The organism is Beijerinckia mobilis (genome assembly GCF_000745425.1).
Lineage (GTDB): Bacteria > Pseudomonadota > Alphaproteobacteria > Rhizobiales > Beijerinckiaceae > Beijerinckia > Beijerinckia mobilis.
Genome location: NZ_JQJH01000002.1, coordinates 137218 through 159742 on the forward strand (window position 1 = coordinate 137218; position 22525 = coordinate 159742).

Sequence of the window (22525 nt, forward strand, 5' to 3'; positions counted from 1 at the left end):
TGGCAAGCAGCTTCTGCAAGCGGAGCTGCACAAATGTGCCTTGCCTCCGTTTCTGCCTTCAAATCTTTGCTGGTAGTTCGCTAAGTGCTGGTTCGAGTGCGTATGGTGGAAGGCAGGAAGCTGGTAGCGGAATGCGTGCCTCGATGGCCGTGCCGCGCGGTGCCGAATTTTCAATGACGAGAGCCCCGCCAAACTTGCGGACCCTCTCGGTCATGCCGAGAAAACCGTAGCCGAACCGGACGGGAGAGGGGAGGCCGACGCCATCATCGACGATCCGCAGGATCAGAAAGGGAGACGTATCGGTTGTGGCGGTCGCCGCTTCTGCTGTGGTGAGCGTGATCGAGACTTTATGGGCACTGGAATGCCGGGCAATATTGGTCAGGCATTCTTGCACCAGACGGTAAAGGGTGAGCCGCAAATCCTCGCCGAACGCCTGTGCATTGCTTTCCAAGGACTCGTCGATGAAGAGGGTGCAGGCGATCTGTTTCTGGCGCCCGCGCCAATCCTCGACCAGCTGGCGCAACGCTTCCGGCAGGCCCATGCGATGCAGGACAGCGGGCCTGATGCGTTCGAGAATATGCCGGTTCTGCCGCTGGATCGCATCGGCGAGTCCGGAAATCGCCGATGCATGTTCGATAATATCCGCAATCGACCTTTTTTCCCGGTCGTCCCGGCTGGGCGGCAGGATCTGTGTCGCCTCGATGATGCAGGATGCGGCGGCCCTGATGCCGAACAAGGCAGCACCGAATTCGTCGTGCAATTCGCGGGCGAGTTCCTTGCGTTCGCTCTCCTGGATGGAGATCAGCCTGTCGATCAGAAGATGTTTGTCGGCTTCACTGCGTTCGAGAGTCGCGGCGAGGCGGTTGAAACGGGCGCTGATACGCGCCAGTTCCTCGACCGGACTTTCGGCCAGGCCTTCGAATTGTCCGCGTCCGAGGCGGTCGAGCCCTTCTCCCAATTGTCGGAACAGCCGGGTCACCCGCGAGGTGGAGAGCGCAATGAGGCCGATGATGGCGCAGGAAAGCAGGGCAAGGAGGCTGGTGAGGAAGACGAGATCGCGCCACACCTCGGCGATCTCGTCGCCAGGACGGGTCGCCATGCGGAATGTCCCCTTGATGCTGTCTTCTGGCGTGATCGTCTCAAGACGATAGGTCCTGATGATGTGTGGCGGCGCGAACAGGGCTTCGAACCATGCGGGGGCTTTGTCGGCGCGTCCAGTCCTGAGCGTGCCCTCCGTGGCGGGCCAATTCCCGACGGGATTTGCGTCGATGGCTCCATGACCCGCCGGGTCGGCTGGCTCATCGGCGTTGAAATCGACCGTAATATGCCGCAATTGCGCGAGTTCTTGTTGCAATTGGGTTAGCGCCCGGCCCGGCTGCGGATCCAGCGCGATGGCGCGCAGCGCATGGGACAGGACGAGATCGCCGAGATTGAGGCCCGCGGCGGTCTCCCGCGCGATGCGCTGCGGTGCGTCGAAAAGCATCACGCCGATTGCCACGATTATGGCGCCGCCGAGGATAAGGGACGGGATGCCGATGAGGGAAAAACGCAAAGAGGTCCTGGCAGCCTCGATTGGCGGCTTGCGGTGATTTCCCTGGTTGCCTTGCGTGGAGATGGGCGTTATCCATTCGTTTGATATGACGCTGGCGGTGACCCCTCCTGCCGGAGCCTTGCGCCTCCGGCGGATTTGTTCTCCGCTTTCATATCCCGCCCGGATGCCTCCCGAAATATCGATGTCAGCTCTTTGAAATCCGTTCGTCTCGGAAAACCGTTTGTCCCGGCCAGCTGAGGGGTGCGGTGAGGGATTCTTGACGACAGATATTCAGGGAGATTTGCCTTCGTGCGGACCGCACTTTGCGGATTCTTGCCGTAAAGTCGCGCGATACGTTCATCGCGACAAGTGAAGCCTACGCTCCGGCACTTCGTGGGTGATCTGGAAATTCCGGCGCTTCGGGGGTAAGACCAACCGGCCGAAGATTGGGGAAAGGCTGATTCATGAGCATATCCGAGGAAACCGGCACAGACTCCCTCACGCTTTCGCATCCATTCCCGTCGGCGGCAATCGAAACGCCGGCGGTGCCCTGGCGTCGTGTCGTCGTCAAATTGTCCGGGGAAGCGCTCATGGGATCCCTGACCCATGGGCTTGACGCCTACACTCTGAACCGGATCGCCAGCGATCTTGCCAATGTCGCATCGCTCGGCATCGAAGTGGCGGTCGTTGTCGGTGGCGGCAATTTCTTCCGCGGCATCGCCGGCGCGGACAAGGGAATTGAACGCGCGCGCGCTGATTCTATCGGCATGCTGGCGACGGTTATGAACGGGCTGGCGCTCGAATATGCCATCGAGAAACAGGGCCAGTCTGCCCGCACTTTGTCCAGCGTGCCGATGCCTTCCGTCTGTGAAGCCTATTCGCGGCAGGCGGCTTTGCATCACCTCGAAAAAGGCCGCATCGCCGTTCTCGCCGGCGGTACCGGCAATCCCTTCTTTACGACCGATACCGGCGCTGCGTTGCGCGGGGCTGAGCTTTCCTGTGACTTGATCATGAAAGCGACGCAAGTCGACGGCATTTATTCGGCCGATCCGAAGCGCGATCCCAATGCTGAGCGTTATGACCGGATCACCCATGACGAGGCGATTCGCAAAAATCTCGCCGTGATGGATACGGCTGCTTTCGCGCTTGCACGGGAGAACCGGATTCCGATAATCGTTTTCTCGATCAGCGAGCCTGGCGCCATCACCGCCGCCTTGCTCGGCAAGGGGCGTTCGACCTTCGTCTCACCTTGAAGATCTTACACGGAAGGTTTCTCACGGCAGGTTTTTAGGGGGTGGTCCCATGGGATGGGCCGAGGCCTGCCGTGGACGGTTTCATTCAGCCGGGAGTCAGCCGGCGGAGAGGCATGATCGCCATTGTGGTGGAGACCGCTGCGACCCGTTCGTCGCGCGGATTTGCGCCGCGCGGGCTCATGGTGCGATGAAGCGCAGTTTGCTGGCGCCGGCTGTTTGTTTCCACAACGGCTGAAGCGCGAAGAGTTGCAAGAGGGTGTTTGAGGGCGTTGGGCCATGCGGCGGTTTTCGGGACCATAGACCGGTAAATCCGCTTTCCCCGGCCGGAGGCCCGGAAACATCCGTACGAATGTCCAGGTTTGGCTGCTAAGGTTGAATAATGGCCGCAGAATTTGATATTTCCGATCTTAAACGGCGTATGCAGGGTGCGATCGCCACATTGAAACATGAGCTGGGCGGCCTGCGGACCGGGCGGGCGACGACGAGCCTGCTTGAGCCGGTTCATGTCGACGCCTATGGGCAATCCCTGCCGCTCAATCAGGTGGCCACGATCAGCGTGGCGGAAGCGCGGATGCTCTCCGTGCAGGTCTGGGACAAAGGCATGGTCGGCGCCGTGGAGCGGGCGATCCGTGATTCCAATCTCGGGCTCAGCCCGACGACCGAAGGTCAGACCCTGCGCATTCGTATTCCCGAACTCAATGAACAGCGCCGTAAGGAAATGGTCAAAGTCGCGCATAAATATGCCGAGGAGGCGCGTGTCGCGGTCCGGCATGTCCGGCGCGACGGGATCGATATTCTGAAGAAACAGCTCAAAGACAAGGTCATCGGCGAGGACGATGAGAAGCGTCAGGAAGCGGAGATCCAGAAGGTCACCGATCAATTCGTCGCCGAAGTGGACCAGGCGCTCGTGGCCAAGGAAAAGGAAATCATGCAGGTCTAGAGCGATCGGGTCTTGAGTCCGTTCGCCAAAGAGTCGTTCGTCGAGCCTGCCGAAGCCTCTTTGTCGATCGGATGGGGTTCTCGCTTCATAGTCCCGCCTGGATGGGTAAGGCGCCGGTGATCTGGAGGAAAAACAAACGATGATGCCGGAGGGGACCACGCAGGAACGCGAAACTGCGGGAAAAATCCGCGCCGCAGATGTGCCGGCGCATGTCGGCGTCATCATGGACGGCAATGGCCGCTGGGCCGCGAGCCGTGGTCTCCCCCGTATCGAAGGACATCGGCGCGGGGTCGAGGCCCTGCGCGCGGCGGTCCGCGCGGCGCTCGATTTCGGCCTCGATTATTTGACGGTCTATAGTTTCTCGGTCGAAAACTGGAGCCGGCCGGTCGAGGAGGTCACCGACCTCATGGGCCTGCTCAAGCGTTTCATCCGCAATGATCTGAAGGAATTGCACAAGGTTGGTGTCAGGGTCAGGATCATCGGCGTGCGCGAGAGTCTCTCGCCGGACATTCGCGCGCTTCTCGATGAAGCCGAGGATCTGACGCGTGACAATACCCGCATGACGCTGGTCGTCGCCTTCAATTACGGCAGCCGGCAGGAAATCGCCGGCGCCGCCCGGGCCATTGCCCGCAAGGTTGCGCAGGGTCTCATCGATCCAGAAACCATCGACGAACAATGTTTCGCGTCCTATCTCGATACGGCCGGCATTCCCGATCCCGATCTCATCATTCGCACTTCCGGCGAACAAAGATTGTCCAATTTTCTGCTCTGGCAAGCGGCCTATGCGGAATTCGTTTTCCTGCCGCTGCATTGGCCGGATTTCGACCGGCAGGCCTTCGCCTCGGCCCTGACGGAATTCGCAAGCCGCGAGCGCCGCTTCGGCGGCGTGGGCTCACCCTCGAAGAAGCAGAGATTTCTCGACCGCATTCTTCCCTGAGCCTTTCCGGAACTGTGCCGGCGGATCCTTCCGTGATGAGGGATGCGACCCTGAACGATACCCGAGGCCCTGATTGAGACCGATGAGTGACGCCGATGAGTGACGCCGATCCCGGCGAAAGGGCCACGCCGCAGGCGCCGGAAAATAAAACCGCCGCCACACCTGCGCCGCCCGAGCGTTTGCCCGCAGGCAAGAGCCGTTTCAGCGATCTGGGGGTACGGATTCTTTCCGCCCTGGTGCTTATGGGCCTCGCGCTTTTTGCCTTGTGGAAGGGCGGGCTCGCGTTTCTGCTCCTTTGGCTTGGGGCAAGCCTCGCGATTTTCTACGAATGGCAGGTTCTCATCGGCGGCGCGCGGCGGATGCCCCGCATCGGCATCGGCTGGCTGGTGCTTCTCGCCGTCGCCGTCTGCCTGTGGTTCGGTCATCCGGCCTGGGGCTTCGTGTTGCTGTTTGTCGGTGCGGGCCTTCTCGCGCTCATCGCCGAACCCGGCCGGCGCCTCTGGAGCGCCGGTGGTCTGCCCTATGCCGGCCTGATGTTCATCGCCGTTCAGGGGCTGGGTTCCGGGCTTGGCTCGGGCGATCTTTGCGCCACGCTCGTCGTCGCCTGGCTCTTTATCACCATCTGGGGCACTGATATCGCCGCCTATTTCGCTGGCCGTCTCATCGGCGGTCCACGTCTATGGCCGCGCGTCTCTCCCGGCAAGACCTGGTCGGGCTTGCTGGTCGGCGTCCTGTGCGGCGGTATTTTCGGCACGCTTCTACTGGTCGCGGCGCTGCCACAGCCGTGCATTTCACCGCCGGGTCTCACGCCGATCTTTCTGCTCGGTCTCCTCACCGCCCTGATCTCGCAAGGCGGTGACTTGTTCGAATCCTGGGTCAAGCGGCGTTTCGGCGTCAAGGATTCCAGTCGGCTGATCCCCGGCCACGGCGGTTTCATGGATCGTCTTGATGGCTTCATCACCGCCTCGATCTTCGTCTGGCTGGTTGGAGCATCGCGCGGCCTGCCTTCCTTGCCGGAAGGGGTTTTCTTCTGGTCATGAGCCTTGCCTCTCCAGACTTCAGGAGAGATTTACATGGCGCGGCCGATGCGGGATAAGCGGTGGCTTATACTCACGGTCACGGATCGCATTTGCGTGGTCCGTGACGTTCGGCAAATCGCCGCCCGCGATCTATGGGCCAGACACGATGCGTCAGTGCATTGCGGTTTGATATCGGCGGTTTGATGTCGGCCGATCGGTATCGAATGCAAGAACCCGCACCTGCCGGAACTGCCCATCCTGCCGGCACCGCGGAAACCCATGAACGAGCGAGGTGGAATGGGTAAGGTCAGCGAAGTGCGGTCGGAGGCCGCCGGAACGAAAGCCAGCCGCTCTGTCGTCATTCTTGGCGCGACCGGTTCGATCGGCCAGTCGACCGCGGCAATCATTGCCGGTGCCGGCGGCGCTTTCACCGTCGAGGCGGTGGCTGGAGGCCGCGACCCGATCGCCCTCGCCAAAGTGGCGCGAGAACTCGGCGCTTCCTTTGCGGCGCTCGCCGATCCCGCGGGCTATAAGGATCTGAAGGAGGCTTTGAGCGGCACATCGATCGAGGTCGCGGCTGGCCCGCAATCCGTCGTCGAGGCGGCTCTGCACCCCTCCGATATGGTTGTCGGCGCGATTGCCGGGACCGCCGGCGTCGAGCCGACCTTCGCCGCGCTTTCGGCGGGCCGCACGGTCGCCCTCGCCAACAAGGAATGTCTCGTTTGCGCCGGGCCGGCCTTCATGCATCAGGCCGCAGTGCAGGGCACGCGCCTCTTGCCGGTGGACAGCGAGCATAATGCGATCTTCCAGGCGATGAACGATGCCGGTCTCGATTCCATCGAGCGCATCACCCTGACCGCTTCCGGCGGCCCGTTCCGCACATGGACCAGTGAGGCCATTGCGAAGGCGACGCCGGAACAGGCGCTGAACCATCCCAATTGGTCCATGGGGCCGAAAATCACCGTGGATTCCGCCGGCCTGATGAATAAGGGGCTCGAAGTGATCGAGGCCCATTATCTGTTCGGCATCGAGGCGGCACGGCTCGATGTTCTGGTGCATCCGCAATCGGTGGTGCATGGCCTCGTCCATTTCACCGATGGGTCGGTGACGGCCGGAATGGCGGCGCCCGACATGAAAGTGCCGATCGCCCATTGCCTTTCCTATCCCGAGCGCCTCACCACCGCCGCGCGCCGGCTCGATCTCGCCGCCGTCGGTACGCTGACCTTCGAACGGCCGGATTTCGATCGGTTCCCCGCCCTGCGCGTCGCCCTCGATGCCTTGCGCACCGGCCAGGGGCTTCCTACTATCTTGAATGCCGCCAATGAAATCGCCGTCGAGGCTTTCCTTGGCAAGCGGATTTCCTTCCATGATATCGCGCGCCTGGTCGAGCAGGCTTGCGACAGGGCTCTCGCCGATGGCATCGCCCGTGATCCTGCTTCGGTCACGGAGGCTCTCGAGATGGATCGTCTGATCCGCGAGAGGACCCGGGCCGCCCTTGCCGAGAACAGCCTGGCGCAAGGAAGTCTGGCGACAATGCATTGATGCGTGCCGGTGCAAGGCCGGTACTGCAATGGTGCCGGATTGGTTTCGCAACCTATGCGCAGGTGGAGATGAGAATATTCCGAATTGGACGGTGAACGCGCGGTGCTGGCCGAAGGTATCTCGTGCGTGGCAGCCGGGCCATCGTCAGCTGCTGGGACAAATGCTTGATGTCATGCGGCATTTAAGTGGCATTCATCGCCAATGAGGCAATCGTTCCGTTCTGCGCCCTTGAATGCGCCCTTGAATCTGCGCCCGTGAGGAGTTTTTGATGCCGATTCTCAGCAGTCTTTGGTCGCTCGGCCTCTACATTGTCCCTTTCGTCGGCGTGCTGAGTCTTATCGTCTTCTTTCATGAATTCGGGCATTTCCTGGTCGGCCGTCTTTGCGGCGTGCGGGTCGATGCCTTTTCCTTGGGGTTCGGACCGGAACTTTTCGCTTTCGTCGACCGCTATGGGACACGTTGGCGTGTGGCCGCCCTGCCGCTCGGCGGTTATGTGAAATTTCATGGCGACGCCAATGGCGCTTCGATGGCGGATCCAGAGGCCATCGCCGCCATGCCGCCGGAAGAGCGCGCGGTCAGTTTCTTCGGCCAAAATGTCTGGAAACGCGCCGCTATCGTCGTTGCCGGGCCTGTCGCCAATTTCATCCTGGCGATTCTTCTCTTCACCGGCATTTTCTACGTCAACGGCCGCAACATCCTGCTGCCCTATGTCGATGGGGTGGCGGCGGGCAGCGCCGCCGAAGCCGCGGGATTCAAGGCGGGTGATCTGATTCTGTCGATCGACGGGGCGCCGATCGACAGTTTCGAGGCAATGCAACGGATCGTGCAGACGACGCGCGACCATAGCCTGACTTTCACTGTCGCCCGCGATGGCAAGCAGATCGAGCTTTCCGCCACGCCGCGTGTGCGTGATATTGTCACACCACTCGGAACGACGCGGGTCGGGGTCCTCGGCGTCGAGGCCAAGGGCAGGCCGGAAAACTGGCGCGTCGAAAACTACGGCCTCCTCCAATCCGCGCGTCTTGCTGTCTCGGAAACCTGGTACGTCGTCGCGCGGACCGGGGATTATGTGGCGGGCCTGTTCAGTGGTACGGAATCGACGTCGCAAATGTCCGGCGTCGTCGGCATCGCCCAGGCCTCCGGCGAAATGGCCAAGATCGGCCTTTCCGCCGTTCTCCACTTGGCTGCGATTCTGTCGATTTCGGTCGGCATCCTCAATCTTCTGCCGATTCCGCTCCTCGATGGAGGTCATCTGTTCTTTTACACGATCGAGGCGGTCCGCGGCCGCGCTCTCGATGAACGGGTGCAGCAGTTCGGTTTCCGGATCGGCATGACGCTCGTCGCGGGGCTGATGATCCTTGCGACCTATAATGATGTTCTACGGCTCACCCGGCAATTATTGCACTGGGGATGAGAGGCGCAAACGCCAAGATGCCGTTAACTTTGCCTGGTAATCTGCTAGTTACCATAAGACGTGGCTTGTGGGCCACGAAGGCGGTAATTGCGACAAATGATAACAATCTTGATTTGCAGGCGAAGCTAAAAATTGTAGAAGCAGACGAGGGGGGATTGAAAAGAGTGGATTCTTTCAATCCTTTAGTCGACAGCCGGGTGTGCTTTCCTTGAAAGCCGGTTGTAATGGCCAATGGGAATGCGGGGACCGGTCTGAATGCCGATCATCAAGGATCTTTCGAGCCGGATCATTGCCGAAACAGCCATGACTAAAACGTCGCAGGATTTCGGCCTGGCGAAAGGGAAACAGGCAGGGCTTACGTATCGGTTCTCGGACAAAGCACGCGCGCCGGAGAAAGCAGCCTTGATTCGTAAATCGCCGAAATCGACGACTGGCATTCTCGCCGCCTTCTGTTTCGTCAGCATGCTGTCTCCCGCCTTCGCCGTTCAGGTGACGGTCCACGGCAACAAGCGCGTCGATACGGAAACCATCACCTCCTTTTTCACCGGTACGGACCAGGCTGCCGTCAATAAGGGCGTGAAGGAACTCTACGCGACCGGCATGTTCTCGGATGTGCGCATCAGCCATGCGGGCGCTGGTCTCGTGGTGACTGTGACCGAGAATAACCTCATCAACCGGGTGGTTTTCGAAGGCAACAGCAAGGTCAAGACCGAGGTTTTGCAAGCCGAGATCCAGTCGAAATCCCGTGGCGCTTTCAGTCAGGCCACGGTCGATGCGGATGTCGAGCGCATCAAGGATGCCTATCGCCGCGCCGGCCGCGCCGGTGCCAAAGTCACATCCAAAACGGTCGATCTCCCCAACGGGCGCGTCGATGTCGTCTTCACCATCGATGAAGGTGACAAGACCGGCGTGAAGAAGATCGAATTTGTCGGCAATAACGTCTTCTCGTCGAACAAACTGCGTGATCTCATGCAGACGACGGAAATGAACTTCCTGTCCTTCTTCAAGACGTCGGATGTCTATGATCCCGATCGGGTCGGCTCCGATCTTGAACTCATTCGCCGTTTCTATCTCAAGAATGGCTATGCCGATTTCCGCGTCGTCGGTTCCGATGCCCATTTCGATGAGACGCTCGGCGGCTACGTGATCACCATCACGGTTGAGGAAGGTGTGCAATATAAGATCGGCAATGTGTCGATCGATTCGCGACTGCCCGATGTCGATGCCAATTCCCTGAAGGGACTTCTGCGTATGTCGGTGGGCGAAGTCTATAATGGCGATATGGTCGAAAAGACCGTCGATGCCCTCACGCGCGAGATTTCCAGACGCGGTTATGCCTTCAGCCAGGTTCATCCGCGTGGTGACCGTGATCCGGCGTCCCGCACCGTCAATATCGTTTTCGTCCTGGATGAAGGGCCGCGCGTCTATGTCGAGCGGATCGTCATTCGCGGCAATACGCGGACGCGCGATTATGTTATCCGCCGTGAATTCGATCTCGGCGAAGGCGATGCCTATAATCGCGCCATCGTCGAGCGTGCCGAGCGTCGGCTGAACAATCTCGGCTATTTCAAAAAGGTCAAAATCTCGAATGAGCCAGGATCGACACCCGACCGGGTGATCATCGTGGTGGATGTCGAGGATCAGTCGACCGGTTCGCTGTCGCTCTCGGGCGGCTATTCGACGACCTCCGGCCTTATCGCCGAAGTGTCGGTCAGCGAAAGCAATTTCATGGGCCGCGGCCAATATGTCCGTCTGGCCGTGACGGCTGGCCAATATAGCCGTGGCGTCGAATTCAACTTCACCGAGCCCTTCTTCCTAGGCAACCGTATCGCCGCCGGCTTCGACATCTATGCCAAGAAGACTGAAGTTTCCTATTATTCCTATTACAGCAACTTCATCACGGGCGGCACTTTCCGCCTCGGCCTGCCGGTGACCGACGAGCTGACGTTCTCGCCGCGTTATTCGATCTATAATTCCTATCTGACCATTCCGAACGATTACAACCACCCCTATAACGATTGCCGCTATCCCGTCTGGGGTGCGACGCCCGCGCCCGCCGGATCGGATTATGGTGCAGGGCAGGCGGGTTATTCCTACAGCTGTCTGACCAACGGCGAGGCTTCGCTGGCGCTCAAGGAAGCCGCTGGCGAATATCTGACCTCGATGTTCGGTTATACGCTGTCTTATAATACATTGGATAATAACAAGAATCCGACAGACGGCATCTATGCCGAATTACGCCAGGACGTTGCTGGTGCCGGTGGTTATTCGCAATTCGTGCGATCGACCGGCGATTTCCGTTATTATCATTCGATCACCGATGACATCGTCGGCCTGGTACACCTCCAGGGCGGTAATCTCACGGCCCTCAACAATACCAGCCATCCCTTGCGCATCGTCGACAATTTCAATTTGGGACCGAGCCTCGTACGTGGCTTCCAGCCGATGGGTATCGGTCCGCGCGACGTGTCGAATGGTGTGGATTGGGGCGGGAACCCGTTGGGCGGCACGAATTATTGGGGTGCCTCGGTCGAAGCCCAGTTCCCGCTTTGGGGTCTGCCGCGTGATCTCGGCTTGCGCGGCGCCGTCTTCGCCGACGCCGGTTCTCTCTGGGGCTATAAGGGCCGAACCGATTTCACTTACGGTGGAGCCGTCGTTCAGAACAATACCGCTCCGCTCTATTCGCAGGGCAATACGATTACCGTTGGCGGCGACGGCATGCTGGTCCGCTCCTCGGTTGGTGTCTCGCTCATCTGGTCTTCCCCGATGGGACCGATTCGCTTCGACTTCGCCAAGGCGCTTTCGAAGAGCCAGTACGACCAAACCCAGGTCTTCCGCTTCACCGGTGGTACGTCTTTCTGACGCACCGCCGCTACGGCGACGGGATGGGGAAACCAAGCGGAATGAATTGCGACAAGGATGAGCGATCCCCTTTTCTTCCGCTCGCCTGTGACGCTTTCTCTGGCGGAAATTGCCGTTTTAACCGGTGCCCAATGCCGGGGCGACGCGACGTTCCGCATTCATGCTTTGGCGCCGCTTGAAACTGCTGGTCGCGACGACCTGACTTTTCTGGACCTGCAGGGCCCGGTAGATGCTGGTCTCGATGCAGCACTTAAGACCGAGCTGGTCTCTGATCTTAAGGAGATGCTGGCGACGACGCGGGCGCGGGCCTGTCTCGTGACCTCCTGCGAGGCCCATTCTCTTCCGCCTGCCGTTATTCCGCTCATCACTTCGACGCCGCGTACCGCCGCCAGCCAGGTGCTCGCGGCTCTGTTTCCGCCTTCCTGGAAAATGGAAAGCAGTTGTGAAGCTTCGGGTATTTCTCCCGGCGCGCATGTGCATCCCGAGGCCCGGCTCGAGACTGGCGTGACCGTTGACCCAGCAGCCGTGATTGGGCCGCGCGCCGAAATTGGCACCGGCACGCTCGTCGGTGCGGGCAGCGTGATCGGCCCGGATGTCCGTATCGGCCGTCATTGTGCGATAGGTCCCGGTGCCTCGCTCAGCCATGCCTTGATCGGCAATCAGGTCGTGTTGGCGCCGGGCGTCCGGCTTGGTCAGGCCTCCTTCCTGGTTGACTGGAGCGCCGCGCCTGGCCGTGTGATCGTTCAGGACAAAGTGGCGATCGGCCCAGGCAGCACGATCGATCGCGGCATTCTACGCGATACGATTATCGGCGAAGGAACAATCGTCGGTGCTCTCGCCGTCATCGGCGCGGATGTTAGCCTCGGCCGGTTCTGCAGGGTCGCCGCGCGCGTCGGGCTCGACACCTTGACGGTCTTCGCGGATGGCGCTGAAATTCGTTAATCAGCCATGTGACGCGCTGCATTCCGCGGGGAAGGGTTGCCCGAATGGCCGGTCGCACGGATTTTGCCTTGGACCGGGGGCGAAGCTCTATTTCGACTTTATGCTGAAAAATTAGAGCATTTTCAGGCTCGTGGAATCGCGATGCGATTCACCGTAAAGGCGAAATGCTTTAGGTCTGAAATGTATGGACTTGGGGATTTATGGACCCGAAAGAGATCAGCCTGCGCGGCGCCGGCGCTATTTTGACCATTGATCTTGCGGCGATCGTCGCCAATTGGCAGACGCTCCAGGCTGTTGCCGGTACGGAATGCGGTGCCGTGGTGAAGGCCGATGCTTATGGTCTTGGCCTCGAGCCGGTGGTCAAGGCGCTTTATGAGGCCGGGTGCCGGACTTTTTTCGTCGCCCATGTTTTCGAGGGCGTGGCGGTCCGGGCGATTGCCTCGGAATCTATCATCTATGTCCTGAATGGTGTGCGTCCGGCGCAGGAATATACATTCGTGGCGCATGATCTGCGGCCGGTCTTGAATTCCGTTCCCGAGGTCGAGGATTGGGGGCAATATTGCGCCACCTCGCACAAGCGGGCGCCGGATGGCTCGCCGCTCAAGGCGGGTCTCAGGATCGACACAGGCGTCAATCAGCTCGGTCTCAAGCTCTATGATCTCGAACGGGTCGACCACCTCGCGCCGCTGTTCGACGTCACTCTGCTGCTCAGTCAGCTTGTCACCGCCAATGATGCCATTGCCGACCGGCAGATCGAGGCATTCGACAAGATCCGTGCGCGCTACCCCGGCGTTCCATCTTCGCTCGCCAATTCGGCGGCGATCTTCCTCGACAACAATCCGCCGCTCTATGATCTCGTGCGCCCCGGTTATGCCCTCTATGGTGGCAATCCTGTGCCGGGCCGGCCCAATCCGATGCGCCCCGTGGTGCGGCTCGATGCCCATATCATTCAGGTGCGGGTGCTCGAACCCGGCCAGACGGTCGGCATAGAACGTTTGTGGAAGACGCGGGGGCCACGCCGCGTCATCATGGTTTCGGCGGGGCTCGCGGACGGCATTCCCTCGGGCCTGACCGATAATGAAAGACATGTCGGAGGACGCGCACTGATCCAGGGGACGTTATGTCCCTATGTCAGTGATATTGCCATGGATTATAGCGTCATTGATGTGTCCGACGCGACTTATCTCGAACGCGGGGAGATAGTCGAATTATTGGGGAAGACTATCACGATCGATGATTTTGCCACCATGGCTGGCGTGAGTGGCTATGAAATCCTGAGTAATCTCGGGCGGCGTTGTCATCGCCGGTATCAGCCGCTTTAGTCCGCTTCGGATCTTTCTGAAAACGCTCAACTCAAAAAAAAACTAAGGCGTTTTCCGCTATCATCGTGGCTGCGCTCTACACGGGCGTTGAAAGCCGCTCTCTTTCTTTCCTTCCTTTCGTTTTTCCTTTTGATGCAAAGGCAGAGATCCCGTCAACGCAATTTTCCCACACAAACGACTCCTTCACCTGTATTGCGTTGGTTGATGCATCTTAAGCGATATGGCGCGAACAAACTGCCACGCGGTGGCAGCAGCCGGAAGGTCGAACCGCTGACGACAGTGCGATTGATGATTGTTTTCCGGCATCCTGGCTTTGCAAAATAATCATGGCAGACATGCATATACATGTTGGCTGAGGATGTAACACGTTTTGCGCGTACCGGGTGACCTTGGAGAACCACCAAACATTTCAAGGCGTTCAATTTTCGATGCGGGCTGATGAAGAGGGATCTGTCACGGCAATGTGACCAGTAAAACTTTTCCGTGTCCAAGTAAAAAAATAGAAAAAAATTCTTTAGATTTTTTGTCAGAAGTAAAGAGCTATATCTGTCCAGCTTCTCGTTGACAGGCAGAGGCAGGGCATGACGATGACGTTTTCGATATCACATTCCAAGGTTACGCGCGCCAAGGTCACGCGTGCGGCAGCCGTTCTTTCTGGTTCGCTTTTCATTGCTTCCTTCGGTTCCGCTTTTGCTCAGGACGGAAGCAAAGCTCGACAGGACTACATGGCTCTCGTCCAGGCTCCCGTCGCCGGCAGCGTTGGCCGCGCCTGCGATCCGGCCAACAAGTTCCATTGCGCAGGCACACGCGGACGCCTTGGCCAGGGTGCTGACGCTCTGTATCCGGAAGGTCCCGGTAACGTCTCGAACTGAACGGTGTTTGCGGCAAAACCAAACCGCCCTCATCGCAAAGACGATTGTTTCGTCGCAGCATGGTGTCGGTATTGATAGGCGTTGCACGCAATCACCAGCGTGTTCATCTTCTTTACGGGTGGGTGAGACGTCATCAAACCGGGTAACGGCGTAGCGTTTCCGCCGTGAGCGGATATCGCCAAACCGAACTCCTTTTCGCAGGAGGGCCGGTTTCTTCCGGTTTCGTGCCGCCTACATTCCCGGCGATCTGATCATCCGGGATGCGCTTCTTCTTTGTGGAAACGGCTGCGCCTTCTGTTGCCGCTTCGTTTCGGCGCTTGCCGATGTATGGGATCGAATGTTTGCGGGCGGCTCCGCTGGATCAGGGCGAGCGTGTCCAAAGGGTTTTAAATCCCTAACCGCTCAAGCCGGAAATATCTCAGGAGAAACGTGGGCCGCGTTTCGCTTCTGCCAGCGCGCGCGAAAGCTTGCCGGCCAGAGCGGCTTTCTCATCTGGTCCGAGGAAACCGGCAATTTCCAGGCGCCGGCCTTGTGAGACGAGCGCCACGCTCTGCGTACCGAATTCCGCATGTTCTTCCCGGTCGATCCGCACCCAGACCGGATTGAAACGCCATTCAGCCCGTTTGCCTTTGGCCGAGACCTTGGCGATCAGGAGTTCGAAATAAGTGAGGCAGATATCCTCATGAGCTCGGGCGGCGCGGAAATTGGACCGGAAGGCGAGATAGAAGAGAAGAACATCAAGACCCATGAAACCGGCGATCGGCCAGGCGCCGAGCAGGACGAAGGGCAGGGTCGAAATGAAGCTCGTTGCCGAGAAAGCCATCATCAGCAGATAAAAATGCTTTCGCGTCAGAGCGCGGTGCGGCGAAAGGTGTGCCACGAAAAGCTTCGCCTCGTCGGTATCATTCGCGGAATGCACCTCCGGCGCAGTGATTGAATCTTGTGTGGGATATTTGTCGGGAGACATGGACACACCCTTCTTTCCCTTCACTTTCGACTTTATAAGATCAGAATGGCAAGAAAAAAGCTGTCACCAGAGAGCGGGATCGCGGACGTTGGGCCGGATGGCTTCATCACGCCGTCCGAAGCCGTTCCGACGCCTGCCAGTGTCGCCAAGGGGGCTGGCCAAGGGGCTGCCAAGACGGCCAAAAATGTGCTGAAGGCTCGTGAGCCCAAGACCACTATGTCCAAGACCGCTATGCCCGACGCTGCTCCTCTCAAGACGGGAGGCAAAGCACCGTCGAAAACGATGGCGGGCATGATGGTGGCTCGCAGGGGTAAACAGCGTGCGCCCGTTCCGGATCCCGTTGAAGTCGCGGAAATTTTTCGCCGGTTCGAGGCGGCTGATCCCGACCCGCAGGGCGAGCTCTATTCCGTCAATACATTCACCTTCCTCATTGCCGTCGTCCTCTCGGCCCAGGCGACCGATGCCGGGGTCAACAAGGCGACGAAACATCTCTTCGCCGTCGCCGAGACGCCGCAGAAAATGCTGGCGCTGGGCGAGGAAAAACTGCGCGACATGATCAAGACGATTGGCCTCTATCAGGCCAAGGCGAAGAATATCATCTCGCTTTGCCGTGATCTCATCGACAAATATAATGGCGAAGTGCCCGACGATCGCGAGGCCCTGCAAAGCTTGGCCGGAGTCGGGCGCAAGACGGCCAATGTCGTCATGAACATCGCCTTCGGCGAACCGACCATCGCCGTCGACACGCATATTTTCCGGGTCTCGAACCGCATCCCGCTTGCGATCGGCAAGACGCCCCTTGCGGTCGAGCAGGGGCTCGAGAAGATCATTCCGGCGCAGTACAAACTGCACGCGCACATTTGGCTGATCCTCCATGGACGCCATGTCTGCAAGGCGCGCCGGCCGGAATGTGAGCGCTGCATCATTTCCGATCTCTGCCATTCAAGCGAGAAGCGGGTGTAATCGCGGTATCCCGGCAGCCCCGTACGATGATTTACGGCCGGCATTGGCGTAGATGCGCCAAATCGCAGCCGGCGCGTTGCAGAAGCGGCTTGATCGCATGGGTCAGATTGGTGGCCGACACGATGAATGCGATATGCGAGAAGGCCTGCGGAAAATTGCCGACGAGCCGTTGTGCGGCGGGATCATATTCCTCGGCGAGGAGACCGAGATCGTTGGCAAGGCCCGCAAGCCTTTCGAACAGGGCGTCTGCCTCGTCAATACGACCGAGCATCAGGTAATTGTCGACGAGCCAGAAACTGCAGGCGAGAAAGGCACCTTCGCCGGGCGGCAGGCCGTCGGCGGTCTCGGCTGAATCATAGCGCAGGACGAAGCCATCACGCATCAGATGTGTCTCGATCGCCGTCACCGTGCTCGCGAGGCGTGGATCGTCCGGGGCGAGAAAGCCCACGAGGCCGAAGAGCAGCGCGCTGGCATCGAGCTGCCGCGAACCATAACTCTGGGTGAAGGCTTGGAGCGCCGGGTCATAGGCTTTGGCGCAGATTTCCGTATGGATCCGGTCGCGCAGGCCGCGCCAATGATCGAGTGGGCCGTCATAGCCGAATTGTTCGATGCTTTTCACGGCGCGGTCGAATGCCACCCAGCACATGACCTTGGAATAGGTGAAATGCTGCCTGCCGCCGCGGACCTCCCAAAGTCCGTCATCGGGCTCCTGCCAGATGGTTTCGAGATGGTCGAGCAGGGCGTGTTGTAGCGGCCAGTCGATATCATCCTGCACGAGGCCATGTTTGCGGCTCTGATAGAACGCATCCATGAGTTCTCCGTAGATATCGAGCTGCAATTGTGTCTCGGCACCATTGCCGATGCGCACCGGCTTTGCGCCTTCGTAACCCTCAAGCCAGGGCAGAATTCTCTCGGTCTGGTGCCTTTCGCCACCGACGCCAAAGAGCACCCGTAATTGCGCCGGTGCGGCGCCGAGCGCGCGCAAAAGCCATGCGCGCCATTTCAGCGCCTCATTGGCATAGCCCGCATTCATCAGCGCCAGCAAAGTGAATGTCGCGTCGCGCAGCCAGCAATAGCGGTAATCCCAATTGCGGCTGCCGCCCAGAGATTCCGGGAGGGAGGTCGTCGGCGCGGCGATGATCGCGCCAGAGCGCTGAAAGATCAGGCCGCGCAATGTCAGAAGCGATCTTTCTATGGAAGGTGCCCAGCGCCCCTCGCGGCAGGTCGAAAGGGCGCTCCACGTGGTCCAGGCGCGTTCCGTCTGTTCGACGGCCTTTTCGGGATCGGGCGGCTGCAGAACATCGGCATAGGAGAGATAATGGCTGAGAGTGAAATCGATGCTCGTGCCTTCGGTAACGGAGAAATGACCCGTGAAGGCGGTATCCGGCCGGTTTCCTTGCTGGCTTTCTTGCCGGTCTAGCCGGATGGGCGTGCGCAAAACGACACGGTCAGGACCCGCGACCGCCTGCAGGCTGCCATCTTCTTTCCGCTCGATCCAGGGGATGATCGAGCCATAATCGAAACGGACGATCCATTCGGTGGTGAAGGCGACCGAGCCTTTGAGCCCGCGCACGGTGCGGATGAGATGCGAGCCGTGGATTTTCAACGGCATGCAATCGACGACAAGGGCCGAACCGCTGTCGGTTTCGATGAAGGTTTCGAGAATGAGCGTGCCGGAGCGATAATGCCGTTCGACCCTGGCCTTCTTGTCGGCGGCGGCCAGCAGCCAGCGGCCGTTTTCCGGTGTGCCGAGGAGATTGGCGAAACAGGCGCCGGAATCGAAGCGCGGCCAGCAGAGCCAGTCGATGGAGCCGTCACGGCCGACGAGCGCCGCCGTCTCGCAATCGCCGATCAGTGCATAATCCTCGATCCTTAACGCCATTCACGCAACCTTTGCCTGAAACGCATGCCGGTTGGCGACAAGCTCGCATTCAAGGATCGGCCGCACAATAATTTTCCCGGCACAGTGTTTTACGCAGGCTCCGGGCCTGGAAATCGCGAGAATCTGGAAATCGCGAGAATGATGTGGCTCTCAAAGATCCGACGGCTTGAAGAGCAGATCCGAGACCGCGCCATTGGCCACGGCTCCCGGCGCGCTGGCGAAGACCACTCTGGCGCGCGCGAGATCGGCATAGGCGACGAAAGCCGCCGGAAGAATGGGCTGGGCGCCATGGATCACCAACGGCAGAACCCGTGGCAGCACGCGCTGGCGCATTTCGGCCGTATAGGCGAGATCGGCAAGCTCGGGGCGGGGCGGCGGTGCGGGGATCTCGACACCCGCTGTCTGTTCGGCCGGCTGTTGTCCGATCTGTTCCGCTTCCACCGTTGCACCGTCGCCGCGCAGGGACGCGAAATCGGTTTCGATCTCGATCGGCCGCGCCGGTGGCACCGGCACTTCCGTACCGAAGAGGCCCGGCTGCGCGGGAACGGGACGCGGCCGCGCGCGCACCGCCGCGAAAGGTTGCTGCGGGCTGGTCTCACCAAGGCCGAAGGCCGACATGATGCCGTTATAGAGCGATGAGAGCGATCCCTCCGGTTCCGGCTGGCGTAACGCTTGAGCCGAAGGGACGGTGCGCGGGACCGCGGCCGAGGCCAGCATGATCTTTGGTTCCGCTGGTGCCGGCATCTGCCGGCGCGGAGCCTCGCAATCGCGTACGCCGAGGGCGATGAGTTCCTCGCCGCGCAGCACGCGATAATCGCGCGTCAGACCGCCGAGCCGCGCGCGGATGGGAGCCGGATAGGAGCTGAATAATTGTTGCGAGACGGCGTAGTTGCTCTCGTGATTGCGCGGATCATAGGCGAGGTGAAATTTGAGAATGCTGTCGCGGTAGACGCAGACATTCGGCAGGCTGAGCGCCAAAGTGCAGGCCGAACGGCATTCATGAAGCCGCACTTCGCGGTTGGTGGCGCGATAAAGTTCCGTCGCCGCCTGATATTCGTTGACGAAGCCGCCGACATCTTTGGTCACGATGACCGGCTGTGGATTGGGCGGAGGAACGAGATAACTCACCATTCACCTTTTATGAAGGTCGATCCGATCAACGCGATTGCACGGCGCAGATTAGGCAAACGTGGTGAAGGCATTCTTAATGGGCCTTCGACCGAACGGGACCTTTTCGGCGGCACCCTTACGAGATGCCATCTTCTTGATCCGGCTCCATTCTTCAGGAGGGTGTTGATGCGGACCGTCGCCTCAACTCCAGTCTTTGACTTTTTAAGACAAATTGTGGCGCTTCTGGAGCGGAGCGGCATTTTGTGATTCGTAAATCGGGGATGGGCCGCAAAGAGTTTGGTTTCTGCGGCGGGACCAAGCCATCGTGCGGCTGGTTCCAAGGGTGCGACCTATGAGGATTGCGGCCGGTTTTCCTCAATCCATCAAATTTTCTCCGGAAAAAGGTGCCCCTTTTCAGCTTTGATGCTGTAGACGAAACCTCATGGCCGCTTTTCCCGAAACTGCTTTCTCCACTTTCTCCTCCGCGCGAGGCGATTTGCCGCAAACCGGCGAACCGCGGACGGCCGGTTTCGGGATCTACCTTCATTGGCCCTTCTGCCTGTCGAAATGTCCCTATTGCGACTTCAACAGCCATGTGCGGTCGCAGCCGGTCGAGGAAGAGCGTTTTCTCGCCGCCTTCCGCAAGGAACTCGCCCATCGCGCGGCGCTGACGCCGGGCCGCACCGTCTCCTCGGTATTTTTCGGTGGCGGCACGCCGTCGCTCATGCGGGCGCAAACGGTGGCGGCTCTGATCGAGACGATCGCGCGGTATTGGCCGCTGGCCGCCGATGTCGAAATCACGCTCGAGGCCAATCCGACCAGCGTCGAGGCGGAGCGTTTCAAGGATTATCGCGCAGCGGGCGTCAACCGCGTCTCGCTTGGCGTACAGGCGCTGAACGACGAGGCGTTGCGGGCGCTCGGCCGTCAGCATTCCGCGCAAGAGGCATTGCGCGCGGTTGGTCTCGCGGCCGAGACATTCGACCGCTATTCCTTCGATCTCATCTATGGGCGGCCCGGCCAGACGCTGGCAGAATGGCGCGGCGAGCTTGAAGAAGCCTTGCGTCATGTGCGTGATCATCTCTCGCTCTATCAACTCACCATTGAACCAGACACGCCTTTCGCCAAGCTGGCGTCCTCCGGCCAATTCAGCCTGCCGGAGGCCGATTTCGGCCGCGCTTTATGGGATTTGACGCAGGACATCATGGGGGTGGCGGGCTTGCCCGCCTATGAAGTCTCCAATCACGCACGGCCGGGCGGCGAGAGCCGCCACAATCTGGTTTACTGGCGTTATGGCGAATATGCCGGCGTCGGTCCCGGCGCGCATGGCCGACTGTTGACGCCCGAGGGACGCATGGCGCAGGCGGCGATCCGCCAGCCCGATCTCTGGCTTGCCGCCGTCGAGGCGCGGGGGGAGGGATTGACCGAGAATGTGGTTCTGACGCGCGAAGAGCAGGGCGACGAATTTCTGCTGATGGGTCTGCGCCTGGCGGAAGGCGTGGCACCGGAGCATTTTCGCGCCATTGCCGGGCGGGATCTCTCGCAAAAACGGATCGATGCGCTGCTTGGCGACGGCATGCTGGAATGCACGCCCGAGGGGCGCATTCGGGTGAGCGCGGAAGGCTTTCCAGTGCTCGATGCGGTCATTGCCGATCTGGCGGCCTGATCGCGCGCGTCAAGGCGAAGCCGTTTCACCAAATGTTTGGAAAAGCGCCGGCCCTCAGGCCAGCGCGAATTGCGGTGCGTGTGACGGGGCCTGCCAGGCCGGAGCAAGGGGCCGGGGCAGAGGGCCGGAATCCCTGCCATGCTCATGATGGGTGACCGAGACGGAGACATCCATGCCGAGGCAATCGGCGGCCTCGCCGTACCATGTGCCATGCAGGGGCAGGGCATCCGCCGGGTCACGCACGACGGCGACGCGGATCAGGTCGCGGTTGCCGGTAATGCCGTTTGTGGGGTCGAAATCGACCCAGCCCCGGCCCGGCACATAGGCTTGAACCCAGGCATGGGTCGAACCCGCGAAGGGCGCTTCGCCCGGGCTGCGCGGTACATGGACATAGCCCGACACGAAACGGGCGGCTACTCCGAGAAGCCGCAAGGCCTCGATCATGAGAACCGCGAAATCGCGGCAGGTGCCGCTGCGCCGGCCAAGCGTTTCCGTAGGCGTCTGGATACCTTTGGCCTCGCGTATGGCGTAAGCGAAATCCCGCCGGATCGCATGGGTCATCTTGATGAGCAGGTCGCGCAGATCGGCGGGTTGCTCATCAGTCATGAAACGATGCGCCCAGGCGCCGATGGACCCATCGGCATCATTGTGGAAGGGTTGCAGGAATTCATCGAGCTTGGGCCGTCTGCCGAGAAGGTGGGCGAAGGGCCAGGGATTTTCTGCGAAAGGCTCGGGCGCGGCGAAATTCTTCAGCGTCTGCTCGACTTTGACGATGCTCTCGACATGCAGATGGTCGGCCTTGCCGTCGAAATGGATGGCCGCGACATGGTTGCCATAGGTGTCCTGAGACCATTCAACCTGTGACGGACGTGGGGAAATGTGCAAATCCGCATCGATCACTGTCTGATCGGCGCCATCGCGCGGGCGGACCATGGCATAATGCACGCCGAAGGAGACCGGCTGCCGGTAGGTAAAGCTGGTCGTGTGTCGTATCGTGAAAGCGGCCATTGCAATCTCGTTGTTACGGCCGGATATGAAGCAATTCTGACGCCAGCAGGGAGTGACTCTAGCAAAGGACGGACAGAAATTTCAGGATCGCGACAAAAATACCATCCCTGGCTCGTGGGAGTGCCGATCTCCGCGTCGCTGAGAACAAAAATGCACATTTTTATTGCTTTGCTCAAAAGAACGGCAGCAAATTCATGCGCGTCATCTTCTCGTGTCGATGGGCGTTCATTATATGCGGACAGTCCTTTTGGGCGTCGATCCTTAATATCGATCCTTGGCATTTCGTCGGCTTGTCGCC

At 60.0% G+C, this 22525-nt stretch carries 17 protein-coding genes; 12 read left to right on the plus strand and 5 right to left on the minus strand.

Going from position 1 to position 22525, the window contains the following annotated elements; genetic code table 11:
• Window positions 1-58: 58 nt before the first annotated feature.
• Window positions 59-1552: an ATP-binding protein gene (locus tag DL88_RS02835; protein ID WP_051955517.1), complete on the minus strand. Its 1494-nt coding sequence runs from the start codon at window positions 1550-1552 to the stop codon at window positions 59-61.
• Window positions 1553-1995: 443 nt separating this feature from the next.
• Between DL88_RS02835 and pyrH the strand changes: the two genes are divergently transcribed.
• The 10 genes from pyrH (at window position 1996) to DL88_RS02895 (ending at window position 14634) form a co-directional block, all read left to right on the plus strand.
• Window positions 1996-2784, plus strand: coding sequence for a UMP kinase (gene pyrH / locus DL88_RS02840; protein ID WP_084704840.1), 789 nt, complete (start codon window positions 1996-1998; stop codon window positions 2782-2784).
• Between the two features lie 379 nt (window positions 2785-3163).
• A complete protein-coding gene (frr, locus tag DL88_RS02850; protein ID WP_034991458.1) occupies window positions 3164-3724 on the plus strand; it encodes a ribosome recycling factor in 561 nt (186 codons plus the stop codon).
• A gap of 142 nt (window positions 3725-3866) precedes the next feature.
• A complete protein-coding gene (locus DL88_RS02855; RefSeq protein ID WP_034992063.1) occupies window positions 3867-4661 on the plus strand; it encodes an isoprenyl transferase in 795 nt (264 codons plus the stop codon).
• Between the two features lie 95 nt (window positions 4662-4756).
• Window positions 4757-5701 (plus strand): phosphatidate cytidylyltransferase, encoded by a 945-nt coding sequence (locus tag DL88_RS02860; protein WP_084704841.1) that lies wholly within the window; start codon window positions 4757-4759, stop codon window positions 5699-5701.
• Between the two features lie 276 nt (window positions 5702-5977).
• Window positions 5978-7222, plus strand: coding sequence for a 1-deoxy-D-xylulose-5-phosphate reductoisomerase (gene dxr, locus DL88_RS02865; protein WP_051955518.1), 1245 nt, complete (start codon window positions 5978-5980; stop codon window positions 7220-7222).
• 268 nt (window positions 7223-7490) lie between these two features.
• Window positions 7491-8636: an RIP metalloprotease RseP gene (gene rseP / locus DL88_RS02870; protein WP_156970903.1), complete on the plus strand. Its 1146-nt coding sequence runs from the start codon at window positions 7491-7493 to the stop codon at window positions 8634-8636.
• Between the two features lie 255 nt (window positions 8637-8891).
• The gene (bamA, locus tag DL88_RS02875; RefSeq protein WP_084704843.1) at window positions 8892-11498 is read left to right on the plus strand and encodes an outer membrane protein assembly factor BamA; all 2607 of its coding nucleotides are present in this window, start codon (window positions 8892-8894) and stop codon (window positions 11496-11498) included.
• 57 nt (window positions 11499-11555) lie between these two features.
• Window positions 11556-12440: an LpxD N-terminal domain-containing protein gene (locus tag DL88_RS02880; protein ID WP_051955519.1), complete on the plus strand. Its 885-nt coding sequence runs from the start codon at window positions 11556-11558 to the stop codon at window positions 12438-12440.
• Window positions 12441-12640: 200 nt separating this feature from the next.
• Window positions 12641-13762 (plus strand): alanine racemase, encoded by a 1122-nt coding sequence (alr, locus tag DL88_RS02885; RefSeq protein WP_034991460.1) that lies wholly within the window; start codon window positions 12641-12643, stop codon window positions 13760-13762.
• Between the two features lie 581 nt (window positions 13763-14343).
• Window positions 14344-14634 carry a hypothetical protein gene (locus tag DL88_RS02895; RefSeq protein WP_034991464.1) on the plus strand — a complete coding sequence of 97 codons (291 nt, stop codon included), beginning with the start codon at window positions 14344-14346 and terminating at the stop codon, window positions 14632-14634.
• A gap of 418 nt (window positions 14635-15052) precedes the next feature.
• Here DL88_RS02895 and DL88_RS02900 read toward each other — a convergent pair whose 3' ends face one another.
• Window positions 15053-15601 carry a DUF2244 domain-containing protein gene (locus DL88_RS02900; RefSeq protein ID WP_051955520.1) on the minus strand — a complete coding sequence of 183 codons (549 nt, stop codon included), beginning with the start codon at window positions 15599-15601 and terminating at the stop codon, window positions 15053-15055.
• A gap of 291 nt (window positions 15602-15892) precedes the next feature.
• Here DL88_RS02900 and nth point away from each other — a divergent pair, with 291 nt between their 5' ends.
• The gene (gene nth / locus DL88_RS02905; protein WP_051955561.1) at window positions 15893-16564 is read left to right on the plus strand and encodes an endonuclease III; all 672 of its coding nucleotides are present in this window, start codon (window positions 15893-15895) and stop codon (window positions 16562-16564) included.
• A 31-nt stretch (window positions 16565-16595) separates the two neighbouring features.
• Here nth and DL88_RS02910 read toward each other — a convergent pair whose 3' ends face one another.
• Together DL88_RS02910 and DL88_RS19170 are read right to left on the minus strand one after the other, a co-directional pair.
• Entirely contained in the window at window positions 16596-18446 is a 1851-nt protein-coding gene (locus DL88_RS02910; RefSeq protein WP_034991467.1) for a glycoside hydrolase family 15 protein, read from the minus strand.
• Between the two features lie 150 nt (window positions 18447-18596).
• The gene (locus DL88_RS19170) at window positions 18597-19577 is read right to left on the minus strand and encodes a hypothetical protein (protein ID WP_051955521.1); all 981 of its coding nucleotides are present in this window, start codon (window positions 19575-19577) and stop codon (window positions 18597-18599) included.
• Window positions 19578-19998: 421 nt separating this feature from the next.
• Between DL88_RS19170 and hemW the strand changes: the two genes are divergently transcribed.
• Window positions 19999-21219 (plus strand): radical SAM family heme chaperone HemW, encoded by a 1221-nt coding sequence (gene hemW / locus DL88_RS02925; RefSeq protein ID WP_084704845.1) that lies wholly within the window; start codon window positions 19999-20001, stop codon window positions 21217-21219.
• A gap of 54 nt (window positions 21220-21273) precedes the next feature.
• On the opposite strand, the gene DL88_RS02930 is transcribed toward hemW, so the two are convergent.
• Complete coding sequence (locus tag DL88_RS02930; RefSeq protein WP_051955522.1) at window positions 21274-22227, minus strand: transglutaminase family protein; 954 nt, start codon at window positions 22225-22227, stop codon at window positions 21274-21276.
• Window positions 22228-22525: the final 298 nt, after the last annotated feature.

Bases quoted from the DNA above. Each gene is read 5' to 3' on its own strand.
- pyrH (WP_084704840.1), top strand. From the start codon at position 1,996: ATGAGCATATCCGAGGAAACCGGCACAGACTCCCTCACGCTTTCGCAT.
- frr (WP_034991458.1), top strand. From the start codon at position 3,164: ATGGCCGCAGAATTTGATATTTCCGATCTTAAACGGCGTATGCAGGGT.
- DL88_RS02855 (WP_034992063.1), top strand. From the start codon at position 3,867: ATGCCGGAGGGGACCACGCAGGAACGCGAAACTGCGGGAAAAATCCGC.
- DL88_RS02860 (WP_084704841.1), top strand. From the start codon at position 4,757: ATGAGTGACGCCGATCCCGGCGAAAGGGCCACGCCGCAGGCGCCGGAA.
- dxr (WP_051955518.1), top strand. From the start codon at position 5,978: ATGGGTAAGGTCAGCGAAGTGCGGTCGGAGGCCGCCGGAACGAAAGCC.
- rseP (WP_156970903.1), top strand. From the start codon at position 7,491: ATGCCGATTCTCAGCAGTCTTTGGTCGCTCGGCCTCTACATTGTCCCT.
- bamA (WP_084704843.1), top strand. From the start codon at position 8,892: ATGCCGATCATCAAGGATCTTTCGAGCCGGATCATTGCCGAAACAGCC.
- DL88_RS02880 (WP_051955519.1), top strand. From the start codon at position 11,556: ATGAGCGATCCCCTTTTCTTCCGCTCGCCTGTGACGCTTTCTCTGGCG.
- alr (WP_034991460.1), top strand. From the start codon at position 12,641: ATGGACCCGAAAGAGATCAGCCTGCGCGGCGCCGGCGCTATTTTGACC.
- DL88_RS02895 (WP_034991464.1), top strand. From the start codon at position 14,344: ATGACGATGACGTTTTCGATATCACATTCCAAGGTTACGCGCGCCAAG.
- DL88_RS02900 (WP_051955520.1), bottom strand. From the start codon at position 15,601: ATGTCTCCCGACAAATATCCCACACAAGATTCAATCACTGCGCCGGAG.
- nth (WP_051955561.1), top strand. From the start codon at position 15,893: ATGATGGTGGCTCGCAGGGGTAAACAGCGTGCGCCCGTTCCGGATCCC.
- DL88_RS02910 (WP_034991467.1), bottom strand. From the start codon at position 18,446: ATGGCGTTAAGGATCGAGGATTATGCACTGATCGGCGATTGCGAGACG.
- DL88_RS19170 (WP_051955521.1), bottom strand. From the start codon at position 19,577: ATGGTGAGTTATCTCGTTCCTCCGCCCAATCCACAGCCGGTCATCGTG.
- hemW (WP_084704845.1), top strand. From the start codon at position 19,999: ATGGCCGCTTTTCCCGAAACTGCTTTCTCCACTTTCTCCTCCGCGCGA.
- DL88_RS02930 (WP_051955522.1), bottom strand. From the start codon at position 22,227: ATGGCCGCTTTCACGATACGACACACGACCAGCTTTACCTACCGGCAG.